The sequence below is a fragment of the Capnocytophaga genosp. AHN8471 genome (assembly GCF_016806945.1).
Lineage (GTDB): Bacteria > Bacteroidota > Bacteroidia > Flavobacteriales > Flavobacteriaceae > Capnocytophaga > Capnocytophaga periodontitidis.
Genome location: NZ_JAESPJ010000010.1, coordinates 77825 through 92139, shown reverse-complemented (window position 1 = coordinate 92139; position 14315 = coordinate 77825). Strand labels below are relative to the sequence as shown.

10 protein-coding genes are annotated in these 14315 nt (G+C 40.9%); all 10 read right to left on the bottom strand.

The window, feature by feature from the left end:
* Positions 1 to 61 precede the first annotated feature (61 nt).
* The 10 genes from JMN12_RS04885 to JMN12_RS04840 all read right to left on the bottom strand — a co-directional run bounded on the left by JMN12_RS04885 (position 62) and on the right by JMN12_RS04840 (position 14221).
* A complete protein-coding gene (locus JMN12_RS04885) occupies positions 62 to 3223 on the bottom strand; it encodes an efflux RND transporter permease subunit (RefSeq protein WP_203137601.1) in 3162 nt (1053 codons plus the stop codon).
* Positions 3224 to 3276: 53 nt separating this feature from the next.
* Positions 3277 to 4674: an efflux transporter outer membrane subunit gene (locus JMN12_RS04880; RefSeq protein ID WP_203081909.1), complete on the bottom strand. Its 1398-nt coding sequence runs from the start codon at positions 4672 to 4674 to the stop codon at positions 3277 to 3279.
* A 109-nt stretch (positions 4675 to 4783) separates the two neighbouring features.
* Positions 4784 to 5338 carry a hypothetical protein gene (locus tag JMN12_RS04875; protein ID WP_203137599.1) on the bottom strand — a complete coding sequence of 185 codons (555 nt, stop codon included), beginning with the start codon at positions 5336 to 5338 and terminating at the stop codon, positions 4784 to 4786.
* 5 nt (positions 5339 to 5343) lie between these two features.
* On the bottom strand, positions 5344 to 6177 hold the full coding sequence (locus tag JMN12_RS04870) for a carboxypeptidase-like regulatory domain-containing protein (RefSeq protein ID WP_203137597.1): 834 nt from the start codon (positions 6175 to 6177) through the stop codon (positions 5344 to 5346).
* A gap of 99 nt (positions 6178 to 6276) precedes the next feature.
* Positions 6277 to 7383, bottom strand: coding sequence for an efflux RND transporter periplasmic adaptor subunit (locus JMN12_RS04865; protein ID WP_203081912.1), 1107 nt, complete (start codon positions 7381 to 7383; stop codon positions 6277 to 6279).
* Positions 7384 to 7671: 288 nt separating this feature from the next.
* On the bottom strand, positions 7672 to 8547 hold the full coding sequence (locus JMN12_RS04860) for a geranylgeranylglycerol-phosphate geranylgeranyltransferase (protein ID WP_203081913.1): 876 nt from the start codon (positions 8545 to 8547) through the stop codon (positions 7672 to 7674).
* Between the two features lie 30 nt (positions 8548 to 8577).
* Positions 8578 to 9888, bottom strand: coding sequence for a lytic transglycosylase domain-containing protein (locus JMN12_RS04855; RefSeq protein WP_203081914.1), 1311 nt, complete (start codon positions 9886 to 9888; stop codon positions 8578 to 8580).
* A 97-nt stretch (positions 9889 to 9985) separates the two neighbouring features.
* Entirely contained in the window at positions 9986 to 12307 is a 2322-nt protein-coding gene (locus JMN12_RS04850) for a penicillin-binding protein 1A (protein WP_203081915.1), read from the bottom strand.
* An 83-nt stretch (positions 12308 to 12390) separates the two neighbouring features.
* Positions 12391 to 12870, bottom strand: a complete 480-nt coding sequence (locus JMN12_RS04845) for a gliding motility lipoprotein GldH (RefSeq protein ID WP_009750813.1) — start codon at positions 12868 to 12870, stop codon at positions 12391 to 12393.
* A complete protein-coding gene (locus tag JMN12_RS04840) occupies positions 12857 to 14221 on the bottom strand; it encodes a stage 0 sporulation family protein (RefSeq protein WP_203081916.1) in 1365 nt (454 codons plus the stop codon). The genes JMN12_RS04845 and JMN12_RS04840 overlap by 14 nt, the downstream gene beginning before the upstream one ends.
* Positions 14222 to 14315: the final 94 nt, after the last annotated feature.

Genomic DNA, 14315 nt, shown 5'->3' with positions numbered 1-14315 from the left:
TCTTTTACATTTAATTTAGAAAAACATTCTGTTTTTGTTAAAAAATAAAGTGTTTTTTGGACTAATATTCATCAGTTGGGGTCACGAATATTTCGTCGGATTTGTGGCGATAACCACTTATGCGCTCTTGCAAATCTTGGAAAACAACAAAGAGTACGGGTATGACTATCAATCCAAAGAAAGTACCTATCAACTGCCCTACCGCAGCTCCTGTAGCTACTGAACGGTTACCTTCGGCACCTACTCCTGAGGCAAATACCAATGGCATCAAACCAACGATAAAGGCAAAGGAGGTCATCAAGATAGGACGCAAACGCGCCATAGCAGCATTGATGGCTGCTTTAGAGAGACTCTCACCCATACGGCGGCGCTGTACAGCAAATTCTACAATTAGAATTGCGTTCTTCGCCAAGAGTCCCATTAGCATAATAAGAGAGATTTGGAAATAGATATTGTTTTCCAAGCCGAAAAGCCACTGTCCTAAATAAGCTCCAAAGATACCAAAAGGCAATGAGAAGAGCACTGATAATGGCAATAAGTAACTCTCATATTGTGCTGAAAGGATAAAATAAGTGAATACCAAGCTGAGCAAAAAAATGAGTATGGTTTGTGAGCCTGCGGTTTGTTCTTCACGTGTTAAACCTGTATAATCGATACTATAATTAGCATTAAGGGTTTGGGCTGCTACCTCCTGTACTGCTTTTAGGGCATCACCCGTACTATAGGCAGGGTTGTTCTGAGCCGAAATAGATACCGAAGTAAATAAATTATAACGGCTGAGCGATTGAGGTCCAAAGGTACGTGTGAGCGTTACGAACTCGGTAATAGGCGCCATTGTGCCACTACCTGTTTTTACGAACAAGTTGTTGAGGCTATTGAGGTCTTTACGCGCTTCGGGCAACGATTGTACCATTACGCGGTATTGCTTTCCGTAAAGGGTAAAGTCGGTAGCGTAAAAACCACCTATATAGTTCTGCAAGGTAGAAAGAATCGTACTCACCGTAATACCCGATTGCATAGCGCGCTCTACATTGATATCCATTTGGTATTGTGGATAATTTACATTGAAAGAGGTTTGAGCAAATTTTATTTCAGGGCGTTGCATCAAAGCACCTAAAAATTGTTGTGCATTTTTGTTCACCTCACTGATATCACTTCCGGATTTATCCAAGAGCACAAACGATACCCCACCACCTATACCAAAACCAGGTACTGAAGGCGGTTGGAAGAAAATCACATTGGCATCTTTAACATTAGCTACTGCACGAAAGGCATTATTGATAATTGACTGAATGTCTTGACCAGGGAGTTTAGAACGCTGTTCGAAAGGTTTCAGCTTGAAGAAGCCCATACCATTGTTACTACCTTCGCCCGAAATCATACCACGCCCCGTTACAAAGGTAACATTTTCCACCCCTGGGATATTGGAAAGACTTTCGTTTACTTCACGCATAATATTGGCGACACGTTCCATAGATGCCCCAGGAATCATAGACACATCCATCATCACAAACCCTTGGTCTTCACTGGGCACAAAGCCCGATTTCATACTTTTATTGGCAAAATAGATACCACCTCCTGCTAAGAGTAAAAGCACTAAGGTTACCCATTTGTGGCGAAGGAAGAAAGTAAAAGTTTGTCCGTATTTATAAGTTGCTGCATTGAAAGCTACATTAAACTTGTGGAAGAACTTGCCAAACCACGATTTTTCTTCGTATTCTTTATCACCGTGAGGTTTGAGGAAGAGCGAGCAAAGTACCGGACTGAGGGTGAGCGCATTGATTGCTGAAATGACAATCGCTACAATCAGAGTTACCCCAAATTGTTTGTAGAACACCCCCGTAGTACCGCCCATAAAGGTTACCGGTACGAACACTGCTGCCATTACCAAAGTGATAGAAATAATCGCTCCTGTAATCTCGTTCATAGCCGAAATGGTAGCGGGTTTCGCTTTCTCGTGAGTTTGCTCCATCTTGGCGTGTACTGCCTCGACGACGACTATCGCATCATCCACCACTATACCGATAGCCAATACCAAGGCAAAGAGGGTGAGCATATTGATAGAATAACCAAAGAGGTTCAAGAAGAAGAAAGTACCCACGATAGACACTGGCACCGCAATAGCAGGAATGAGCGTAGAGCGGAAGTCTTGCAAGAAAATATACACCACCAAGAACACCAACAAGAAAGCCTCCAAGAGGGTAGACACCACTTTAGAAATGGCAGCATCTAAGAACGTATTGGCGTTGTAGTTGATCGTATAAGTAATCCCTTCAGGGAAAGAAGGTTTTAGCTCCTCTAAGAGTTTTTCGATATTTTGGATAATTTCGTGAGCATTAGAGCCTGGGGTTTGGGAAATACCCATAGCCACCGCAGGACGACCTTTACTTTCAGAAAATCCTGTATATCCCAAGGCATCGAGTTCTACCGTAGCCACATCTTTGAGGCGAAGTACACGTCCGCCATCTAAGGCTTTAAGCACTATATTCTCGTATTCAGATACTTGAGTGTATTTTCCTTTATATTTAATTACATATTCATAGCTACTACCGCTGTTTTGCCCCAAAGTACCCGCAGCTGCTTCTCTACTCTGAGCTGAAATTGCAGCAGTTACCTCGGTAGGGTTGAGCCCATAGGCTTGGAGTTTTTGCGGATTTAACCAAATACGCATAGAATAGGTTTTACCTCCAAAAGCACTGGCATCCCCTACCCCACTGATACGTTTGATCGCAGGAATCACATTGATGCTCAAGTAGTTTTGCAAGAACACATCGTCTAACTCTTTATTTTCAGAAAAGAAAGTGAGGAACATCAGGTTACCTGAACTCTGCTTGCGCACCGTTACCCCCGATTGGGTTACCTCCGATGGCAAAATAGAGTTCGCACGCGACACTGCATTTTGCACGTTTACTGCTGCAATATCACCATTGGTGCCTTGTTTGAAATACACAGTAATATTTGCTGAACCACTATTAGAAGCCGATGAGGTAATATAATCCATATTTTCAACCCCATTGATTTGTTCTTCTAAGGGAATCACCACTGCTTTAAGCACTGTTTCGGCATTGGCACCTGCATAGTTAGCCGATACCTGTACCGTTACAGGGGCAATATCGGGGTATTGGGAAATAGGTAAGGATACAATCCCTAAAATCCCTAAAATTACTATCAGAATAGAAATTACCGTTGATAGTACCGGTCTGTTTATAAAACTTTTTATCATAAGTTTAAGTTATAGATTCTTCTTTTTAATTTGCTAATTTACTAATTTGCCAATTATTTCCAGCCACCTCCGAGGGCTTTATACAGGGTGATACCATACTGCATACGAGTGAATTGTGCGTTGGCTACACTAAGCTCGGCATTGAGGCGGTTTACTTCGGCAGTGATCACCTCCAAATAATTCACCATACCGCTATCAAAGAGTTGTTTAGAGAAATCAGTTGCTTTTTGATAGGCTTCCATCTCTTTAGTTTTGAGTTGGATAAACTCGTCTTGAGAGTTGAATTGGTGCATTGCATCGGAGACTTCTTTGCCTGCTGAAAGAATTGCCTTTTTGAAGTTGAGCAAAGCGGTTTCTTGAGCCGCTTTTTGCACTTCGTACTGGGTGCGTATTTGTCGGCGATTGAGGATAGGTTGCGCCAATCCCGCTATAAAGTTAGCAAACATCGATTTGGCTGAAAACCAAGTGTCGAGTTCAGTACTGCTGATACCACCACGAGCGCTGAGGGTGAGGGTAGGATAGAAAGCAGCGCGGGCTACATTAGTGAGTTCGAAAGCGTTGCGCAAGTTGAGTTCGGCACGTGCCACATCAGGACGATTTTCGAGCAAACTTACAGCATATCCCTGACGAAATTCAGTAGGAAATTGTTGTTCGGCAAGGGTGCTTCGCTCTATGTGATGAGGTTCTTCACCGAGGAGTACACATATCGTATTCTCTAATGCCCATATACTATTGTTGATTGTAATAAGTTGTGCTTGTGCGTTGTACACAAGTGCTTCGATTTGCTTGGTCGCTACTTCGGTAGTAGAACCTGCATTTTTGAGTTGTTTGGTAGTTTCTAAACTTTTGGTGCGGAACTCAATTGTTTGTTCGAGTACTTTTTTCTGTTCGTCAAGCATCAACAATTGGTAATAAGCTGTCGCTAAAGTTGCTACCACTTCGGACTGCACTGCTTTTTGAGCTTCGACCGTTGCTAAATAAGAGGCATAGGAGGCGCGTTTTTGGGCGGAGAGTTTGCCCCAAATATCGGCTTCCCACGAAGCGCTACCTGTGATATCAAATAGGTTGTTATAAGTACGTTCTCCCAGACCTCCCGCTGCATTGATAGAGCTGGTGCTACGGGTGTAGTTTGCCCCTACTGAGAGGGTAGGAATAAAAGCAGCCTTACTTTGCTTGAGGTAGGCTTGTGCTGAAACTACACTTTGCATTGCTACACGCACATCGAGATTATTAGAAAGCGCCTTGCTGATGTGCTGTTGGAGAGTGGCATCGGTGAAGATGTTACGCCAAGAGACATTGGCACTGCTAAGACTATCCGTAGGGATATTGTCCGTACGGAAAAGTTTTTCATTCACGACATTGGGACGCTCGTAAGTTTTGCGACCTGCACAAGCGGTAAGGGTAAGGGCTATAGTTACTATAGCAACTGATTTATAAATAATTCTGTACATATTAGTTGTTAGGGGTTAGGGGTTCAGACGGGGCAGACAAGGCAGACGGGGCTGATGAAAGTGTAAAAGAGAATAGAATTATAGTAAGTCGGGTCATATCAAAAATATTTTATTTCTTCTTACTCTTATTCTTTTTATGTTGGTTATAGTAATCCTTGGTATAAGCTACTAATCCATATTGACTGAGATAGCCATATTGCTCAAATAACTCTTGCTTCTCCATTACAGAATACTTGTAAAACTGTCCGCTTCGGAGTTCTTCTTTGAATGCTTCTCTATCTTTTTCTTCAACTATCTTATCATTACGTATAAAAAGGATTCCACAAAGATAAGTATATTCAATACAAATATTACTATTCCTATAGGTTCTATCCATAGTATGGTTGTATACTTGGTGAGATGTGTCTTTAAACACAATATAACAGTCCATATTGTCAAAGTGGATTGTATCCCACTGTTTTGCTTGTATCTTATACATACCATTGGCATCTGTTTTTACCTCATTAGCTGCATAATACCCGTCTTTTGTATAAGTAATTACATCTGTTCTTACAGGAATATTAGCAAGAGGCTTCCCTTTATAGTCGGTAACTTTGCCTGTTATAGTAATTTGCGCCATAGCCGAAAGCGTAAAAAAGAATAGAAATATAGTAATTCGGGTCATAACTTTTATTTTTTAGTGTTTACAATGATTACGCCATACACGCCCTCTGCACCATACAAAGGAACTCCTAATTGTCCATCTATTTCTATTATTTCCTCTATTTTCTTCCGTCGTATTTTTTTGAGAAACTCTTCCTTTTTTTCTATAGGCAATCCGTCGAGAACAAACAACTTGTCGCAAGGCGTTTTCAAACTTATAGAAGGTGTAGAGGCTCTTGGGTCGTTGTTCCTGCTTTCAATAGGAGAGTGTTGTACAAAGTTATGGCTTTGTTCTCTTGCTTCTTTTACGACGAGATAACAATCCTCTATATTTTCAGGTTGTATCGCATCCCAGCGGTGGGCATTGATAGTGTAATTGCCTATGCTATCGGTGAAGGTTCGAGTCCCCCTATCGTTGTTACGCACTTTGATATTAGCCAGAGGATTGCCTTCTTTATCAGTAACTTTCCCTGAAACCACTATAAGGCGATACGTTTGATAGAATTCTCCAATTTCTCTATAATGTTGCTCTTTTCTGTTGAGTTGTTTATTGGGAGGATTATTGACAAGAGCTTCTGCTTTCCGAAAAGTGTCCTTAGTGATGATATATACCGCTCCATATTTTGCACTACTGCCAAAAAGATTTTTAGCTTCTTCTCTAAAAAACACCAAGATTTCGGCTATATCTTCGGGTTGTAGCTTTTTAGTCTTCAAGCTCCATCTACTCAATTTCTTTCCATCAATGAGATAAAGAGGTGGCTCGTTAGGAATTCTCCCTATATCCTTTATGCCTCCGCCTTGGGATTCCTTAACTTGTGCTGTGAGAGGCAGAGAAAAGAGTAATAACAACAAATATTTCATAATAACAAGTTACGAATGACGAGTGACGAATGACGAATGACGAATGACGAGTTACGAACGACGAGTTACGAGTTACGAATGACGAGGGGCAACTTTTCACTAAAAGATGGGTTGTATTTTCTTTACGAGGCTGTCCATTGAAATGGGTTGAGGTTTGATCACGGTACCCGTACGTACTTTATTGAGACCTTGAGCGAGGATGGTATCACCTTTTTTGAGTCCGCTTTCTACAACTGCATAGTTATCGGCGCGGTTTTTAAGTGTGATGACGGTTTGTCGCAAGGTATCTTTTTCGGCTACGCGATATACAAATACTTTTCCTTGTTGTTCAAAAGTGGCTACCTCAGGAATTACAAGTGAATTATTGAAATTTTGAGGTATTTTAATCGTTCCACTATTGCCATTAGTGAGCAATTTGTTAGGGTTAGGGAAAGTAGCGCGGAACTGTATGCTACCTGTAGAGGGGTCGATTTGTCCGGTTACTGCTTGAATTTTACCTTTCTCGGCATATTCTTTTCCGTTAGCCAATACCAAAGAAGCCTCAGGCAGGTTTTTGAGTTTTTCGGCAGTAGTTTTGCCTTCGGTGTTAGCTAAAAAGTCGAGGTATTCTTTTTCGTTCATTGAAAAATAAGCATATACCTCTTTCACATCAGAAACGGTAGTGAGTACGGTATTATTGGCAGTTACTAAAGCACCTTCGCGGAAGTTGATTGCTCCTACTACTCCATTTACAGGTGCTTTCACTACCGCAAAACCAATATTACTCGCCACCTCGTTGTAGGCAGCTTGAGCGCGTTGCAAGTTGGCTTTGGCAGTTGCTAATTGCACGGGGCTCACGATATTTTTTTCTACCAAAGGCACTAATTTATCTACCTCAACCTTAGCCGCATCTACAGCTGCTTTGGCTGAGGCTGCCGACTGGTTAAGGGTTTGTGTTTCCAGCTGAAACAAGGGTTGCCCTTGGGTTACTGCCTGACCTTCGTCTACTAATACTTTGGTGATATAACCAGAAATCTTGGCCTGCACGGAGCTGTTTACAATACCTTCAATATTTACTGGATAAGAGAGTTGAGAAACCGTATTTTGCTCCCCTACTACAATCACAGGATAAGCCTCAGGTCCATTTGATTGTTGTTGCTGTTGATTTCCATTATTACAAGCTACCAATGCGATAGCGGTTGTTGCTGTTAAAAAGATTTTATTCATTATACTTTAATTATTAGTTGTTAGTGTTAGGACAAGTCGGACGGGGCTGACAAGTCGGGTGAGGTAGATGGAGTTGGAGGGTGAGGGTTATTGGCAAAAATACTTCAAAAATAGTTATAGGCAAGTGTGGGATGGCGTTAATCTTTTGTTAAAGTTTAGCAAATGAGACAAATGCACTGTTTTAAAATTTATGGTGCAAAGGTAAGATGAAGAGAGGATTTAGGCAAATAATATCGACAGAAAGGCTGATTTTATCGACGAAAAGTGTAAAGTACGAGATGTATTTTTTTAACCTTTGATTTGCTTTACTAATATTACACTAAAGACTCCCATTACGAGAATCACTCTAAGCATATTGTGTAAGGCTCTGTATTGAGGTTGGGTTTGGCTTTTCCAAAGAAAGGCTACAAAAAACAATAAATAAAGCATTGTGAAGTAGAGAAAGTACGTCAGTTTGAATATGAGGAAACTATGAAGTAGCCAATAGATAGGCAGAAAGCAGAGCAATACGTTCAAGGTGATGAGTTTTTTAGCAAAACTCTCACCATAGACCACGGGAATTGTAGCATAGTTGTGAGTGAGATCTCCTTTGATGTTTTGCAAATCTTTGATAAACTCTTTGGTGAGCATTAACAGAAAGATGAGTATAGCATGGGCGAAAATCACGGTTTCGAAATTGCGATAATACACAAATATTGCAAAAAAGGGGATAATAGCTAAACTTGCTGAAGTGAGGTTGCCCCAAAGCAATAGTTTTTTGATACGGTGTGAATAAAGCCACATTGTGAAGATATAACCTGAAAAGAAAATCACTGCTCTAAACGACACATAACTAGCTACTATTACTGAGAGAAAATTGAGCAAAAAATAGAGGGTAAGTTTGGTATTCTGACTCACTAAGTGGTTGATCATCGTTTGGGTAGGTTTATTAATCAAATCTTTATCTTTGTCGTAAAAACCATTGATAATATACCCTCCAGCGATAGCCAAAGCTCCTGCTATGACGAGCATCAACAAGTGTGTATCGGCAAGGACTTCACGCCAAGGTTTTTTGGAGAGCACGAAGATAGAGGCTAAGTACTGAGCTACACAAACCATCGCGATATTGTAGCCACGCACTACCGAAAAAAGCCCCAATAATTTTAATAAAGCTCTTCTCTTCATACTATCTAACTGTTATTTCTAACTTCTATATTACTTGTATATAGAAAGTCGTTGTCCCACGCGTACTTTATTACTTTTCATTCGGTTCCAGCGTTTGATATTATTGATTGTCACGCCGTGGCGACTAGCAATTTTACCTAAGTTATCGCCTTTTTTCACCGTATAAACTGTTTTTTTAGTAGATTTACCTCCTGCGTATTGTTCGCCTTTGGTTACTTCAGGAAGAACTTGTTCACGTTGAGCTTTTTGTTCGTTTAGATAGTTGTAGATGGCTTGTTCATTGGATACGAATTTACCTATCTCTGAAATAGGCAAGCGCACCGCATAGTTGCGCCCTTCTACATAAGGCACTACATCTAATTGGTAAGAAGGGTTAAAAAACTGAATATCTTGTACATCCATACCTGTAATTTCGGCTATATCCTTGAAAGGAATGGCTTGTTTTACACGAATGGTATCAGTTTGGAAGAGATGATTGGCGCGTTTTTGAGGTTTGAAGCCGTGTTCTTTAGCATATTCAAAAATATAGAGTGTTGCCAAGAAAGCAGGCACATAACCCGCTGTTTCACGAGGAAGATAGGGGCGCAAATTCCAATAGTTAGTCTTTCCGTTAGATCGGCGTATAGCTTTAGTGACATTGCCAGGTCCTGAATTATAGGCAGCGAGAGCTAAATCCCAGTCGCCAAATATTTTATAGAGTTCGTTTAAGTATTTTGCAGCGGCCTTAGTAGAACGAACGGGGTCGCTGCGTTCATCGACATAGTTATTTACCTCTAAGCCATAGCTTTTACCTGTAGCATACATAAATTGCCACAAGCCTGTAGCCCCAGCGCGAGAGCGGGCTTTAGGATTTAAGGCTGATTCAATAATGGCGAGGTATTTCATTTCAAGAGGAATTTTTTGGTTACTCATTTCCTGTTCGAACATTGGAAAATAGTAATCACTGAGGCTCATCAGGCGTTCTAAGGAAGAGCGGCGATTTTTCAAAAACGATTTGATCACCTGTTCTAATATAGGGTTATACTCCACGTTGAAAGGTGTTTTTTCATTCAGTTTACGCAAGCGCTCTTTGAGTACTTCAGTAGGCAACTCACTGTAATCTACATCAGTAGGGGTTGCGGCTACATCTTCGCTCATTTGAAAGAACAAATCGGAATTAGACAGTTCTTTCAGCCATTTTTCATCGTATTTTTTTATGTTGGGATTATCGTTAAACTTGTGTAATCCTTCGCGTTTAGGATTTCTATTTATTGTGTCTTTTTGAGAGTTTTGCGCCTGTATTGGCATACTACCTAAGAGCAAACAGGCGAGGGTAGTGAGTGTATATTTTTTAAATTTCATATTCTTAATAATGTAAGTGCGTTTTTTAGTTTATTACAATAAGGGCGACAAAACTACTAAAAATATTACAAAGAGACAAATATTCGCTCAAGAAACTTTAAAAATCGATTTCAGGGTCTTCAGTATCTCCTTCTTTTTCTTTATTGCAATCTATAGGAATTTCTTTATTTTGAGGGGCAGGAAAAGCGCCTTTAGAAACGTTCAAATCTTTATCGGCATAGCATTTTTTCATATAATAGCCGAATATGGGGAGTGCCATTGTAGCCCCTTGACCGTAGGCAGTAGTACGGAAGTGTACCGCGCGGTCTTCACCTCCTACCCAAACACCGGTAACAAGATTAGGCACCATACCGATAAACCAACCATCGCTATTATTTTGAGTGGTACCTGTTTTACCTGCAATAGGGTTCGTAAATTGATAAGGATATCCTGTCATTACATTTTTGTAAATGGTATTATAAGTTTCTGCACCTTTGGTACGCAAGCGCGCTCCTGAACCATAGCGTGTAACCCCTTCCATCAAGTTTACAACAGCACGAGCTACTTCAGCACTTACTACATCGTGAGTTTCAGGGGTGTTTTCAAAAAGTACTGTACCGTTCTTATCTTCTATACGCGTTACCAACACAGGTTTTACATATACCCCTTCATTGGCGAAAGTACCATAAGCCCCTACCATTTGGAAGACAGTTGCATCGGCGGTACCTAAGGCGATAGAAGGCATTTCGGGCATATTGGAAGTGATGCCGAGTTTTTTCACCAAATTGATCACGGGTATAGGGCCTACTTTATCCATCAGGTTTACAGTAATAGAGTTTACTGAGTTTGCCAAAGCGTATTTGAGGGTCATCATTTTACCTGTGAAATTACCTGTAGAGTTACGTGGGCACCACGCTTGCACATTGCCGTACTTATGAGCTTCTACACACGTTGGGATATCAGGGAGTTCCATACAAGGAGAATAGTGCAATTGGTCGATAGCGGTGGCATATACAAAAGGTTTGAAGGTAGAGCCCGTTTGGCGAGCACCTTGTATCACTTGGTCGTATTGGAAATGCTTGTAGTTGATACCTCCTACCCACGCTTTTATGTGTCCTGTTTGAGGTTCCATAGACATCATACCTGTACGCAAATAAGCTTTATAATACAATATAGAGTCACGTGGGGTCATAATGGTATCTTTTTCACCTTTCCAACTGAAGACACGCATCTCTACTTTTTTATCAAACGACTCGCGGATTTCCTTTTCGGAATAGCCTAAATACTTAAGGTGTATCCAGCGATTAGAGTTTTTCATTGCGCGTTCCATTAGGTTTTTATACTCTTCTTTAGAGACTTTTACAAAAGGATAGGTAGCATTTTTCTTAGGGTTATTCTCGGCGTCGAAGGCTTTTTGTAGTTGTTTCATATGAGCTTTCACAGCAGCCTCGGCATAAGCCTGCATCTTAGAGTCGATGGTTGTATAGACTTTCAATCCGTCGAGATAGAGGTTGTGTTTAGTACCATCGGGTTTAGGGTTTTGGTCTATCCAGGTTTTCATATAAGAACGCAGGTACTCACGGAAGTAGGTTGCCATCCCGTCGTTATGACTTTCGGGGGTAAACTTGATTTTCAATGGCAACTTTTGCAAGGAATCTTTTTGTTCTTGGGTAATGTAGTTGTTCTTAGCCATTTGGGCGAGTACCACATTGCGACGGTTAGTTACTCCTTCTTTATTTTTCACAGGATTGTAGAGAGCAGAGTTTTTAAACATCCCTACAAGCATTGCGCCTTCTTCTATTTTGAGGTTTTTAGGTTCTTTATCGAAGTAGATTTTAGCAGCCGAACGGATACCATCGGCATTGTTATTGAAGTCGTAGATATTGAAGTACATTGCTAATATCTCTTCTTTAGTATATTGTTTTTCAAGGCGTGTAGCGATCACCCATTCTTTTATTTTTTGAGTATAACGTGCTAAACCTCTGGTTTTTTCTTTATGAAAAAGCTGTTTTGCCAATTGTTGTGAGATGGTGGAAGCACCTCCTTTTCTGCCAAAATAGACCATTGCCCGCAACGTACCACGCACGTCGATTCCTGAGTGTTCATAGAAACGTTCGTCTTCGGTGGCGACGAGGGCATCGACTAAGTGTTTAGGTAAATCTTTAAAGCGGATAGGCGTACGGTTTTCATCTAAATAGAATTTTCCTAACGATTTACCATCGGCGGTAACGATTTCGGTAGCCAAATTGGTTTCGGGATTTTCCAAGTGTTGGAAGTCGGGCATTTCGCCCAACAAGCCTAAAGAAGCTGAAGTAAAGAGTAATATCACTCCTACCACGCCCGCTATAAAGATATACCAAAACCATCTCACGACTGTGCTGAGTCCTTTTTTAGGTTTGCGGCTGTTGTTGTTGCTGTTTGTGCTGTTTGCTTTTTTCATAGTTTATTATTTTTTAAGTCTCCTACGAATTTCACGAATTTACACGAAATTGAGACTATATAAAACTCTTTTGTATTAGGCAATTATTTATTAGTTTCTTCGCGTAGCCCCACTTCGGTGATTCCTTTGAGTATTGGTATTCCTTCATCATCACCTATTTTGCGCATTGCTTGTTCTATTTTGATGTTGTACTTACCTTTAGCAGGGAAAACGAATTGTTCTTTGTACCACAATTTGCTTTCTTTCACTGCTGAATAGCCATCTCCCAACCATTTACCTTCGGGGGTTGCCATTTCGTATTGCAACGTATCGACAATTACCTTATCGCTATTGGGCACTTCCATTTTGGCAATCAAATAGATATTGCTAAACTCGTAATGCTCATCGTTACGCAACATTATGAACAAGTTTTTTTTAGCCAACGTATCGTTTGCTTCTAAAAGAAAGGTTACAGGTTCGTTTTTAGTCCAACCATTAGGCAAAGACACATATTGGCTGTATTCCACATTACTATGGCAAGACACGAGGGTTAGCCATAGGAGTAATACACTAAGCGTTCTCATTTTTAGGTTTATCGGCATTAGAGGCTTTGGGTTTGTTATTTTTATTATTGGATTTTTTCTTAGCGGTATTAGGGTTGTTATTAGCATTAGGATTGTTATTATTGCCGTTATTTTTAGGCTTGAGCGATTGTTTCTTTTTGTTAGACTGCCCTTGGGGTTGGGATTGTGCTTGTTGGGTTTTGTTATCTCGCTGAGGCTTACTGTTATTATTGCTCGCTTTTTTGTTGTTATGCTTGTTCTTTTTGCGTTTAGGGGCATCGAAACGGGTGATACTATCTTCTTCTACTGGAGCGAGTTCAATACCTTCATAAGCTGAAGTGCTTTTACGTGAAGACAAATCAGTAACGATAGCATACTCTTCTAACTCTTCAATAGGTTCTCCCTCTTTATTGAGTTCGATAATTTCTTTTACGCTATCTACTGAGAGTTTGTGCCAAGTGATAGGATTTTCGTCGTAAGTGAACCACATTAGGCGTTTGAAGATGTCTATTTTTTGGCACGATGCCATACCGCGCTGTGTGTGGAGTTTTACATCGGTGCGGGGGAAATCTTGCAGAGCATCGAGATAGGTATCGAGTTCGAAGTTCAAGCAGCATTTGAGTTTACCGCACTGGCCTGCAAGTTTTTGAGGGTTGAGTGACAATTGCTGGTATCGTGCTGCTGAAGTGGAAACGCTTCTGAAATCGGTAAGCCAAGTAGAGCAGCAGAGTTCACGACCGCAAGAACCTATTCCACCTAAGCGGGCTGCCTCTTGGCGGAAACCTATTTGTCGCATTTCTATACGCACAGAAAAGGCTTTTGCCATATCCTTGATGAGCTGGCGGAAATCGACACGCCCCTCGGCTGTGTAGTAGAATGTTGCTTTAGAGCCGTCGCCTTGGAATTCTACATCGGAGATTTTCATCTCTAAACCTAAGGCAATTGCTAATTCACGCGATTGTTTTTGGACTTCTATTTCTTTGGCGCGTGACTGTTGCCATACATCGATATCGTGCTGATTAGCTTTGCGATACACTCGAGGTATATCGCCTTCCCAATCGATTTTGCGTTTTTTCATTTGTGAGCGCACCAATTCACCTGTAAGGGTTACGACTCCTACATCGTGTCCTGAAGGGGCTTCGGTGGCTACTACATCACCCATTTGGAGGGGCAATTTATCAACATTGCGGAAATACTCTTTGCGGCTATTTTTGAAGCGCACCTCGACGCAATCAAAATACTCTTGTCCGCCAAGGAGTTGGGTATTTGCCAGCCAATCAAAAACTGATAATTTGGCAGTGCCAAAGCTTCGCGCTCCGCAGTTTGTATTACAGCTATTGTTCGTATTGTGTGTGCAAGTATTGCAACTCATTTTTCTATGGATTATTACATTAATAGAGAGGGTATAAGAGCCCTTTCAATCGGCAAAAATACGAATAATTTAGAAATTAGCAAATTTGTGAATT

Excerpts from the sequence above, each read along its gene's own strand:
- JMN12_RS04885 (WP_203137601.1), bottom strand. The coding sequence starts at position 3,223 with ATGATAAAAAGTTTTATAAACAGACCGGTACTATCAACGGTAATTTCT.
- JMN12_RS04880 (WP_203081909.1), bottom strand. The coding sequence starts at position 4,674 with ATGTACAGAATTATTTATAAATCAGTTGCTATAGTAACTATAGCCCTT.
- JMN12_RS04875 (WP_203137599.1), bottom strand. The coding sequence starts at position 5,338 with ATGACCCGAATTACTATATTTCTATTCTTTTTTACGCTTTCGGCTATG.
- JMN12_RS04870 (WP_203137597.1), bottom strand. The coding sequence starts at position 6,177 with ATGAAATATTTGTTGTTATTACTCTTTTCTCTGCCTCTCACAGCACAA.
- JMN12_RS04865 (WP_203081912.1), bottom strand. The coding sequence starts at position 7,383 with ATGAATAAAATCTTTTTAACAGCAACAACCGCTATCGCATTGGTAGCT.
- JMN12_RS04860 (WP_203081913.1), bottom strand. The coding sequence starts at position 8,547 with ATGAAGAGAAGAGCTTTATTAAAATTATTGGGGCTTTTTTCGGTAGTG.
- JMN12_RS04855 (WP_203081914.1), bottom strand. The coding sequence starts at position 9,888 with ATGAAATTTAAAAAATATACACTCACTACCCTCGCCTGTTTGCTCTTA.
- JMN12_RS04850 (WP_203081915.1), bottom strand. The coding sequence starts at position 12,307 with ATGAAAAAAGCAAACAGCACAAACAGCAACAACAACAGCCGCAAACCT.
- JMN12_RS04845 (WP_009750813.1), bottom strand. The coding sequence starts at position 12,870 with ATGAGAACGCTTAGTGTATTACTCCTATGGCTAACCCTCGTGTCTTGC.
- JMN12_RS04840 (WP_203081916.1), bottom strand. The coding sequence starts at position 14,221 with ATGAGTTGCAATACTTGCACACACAATACGAACAATAGCTGTAATACA.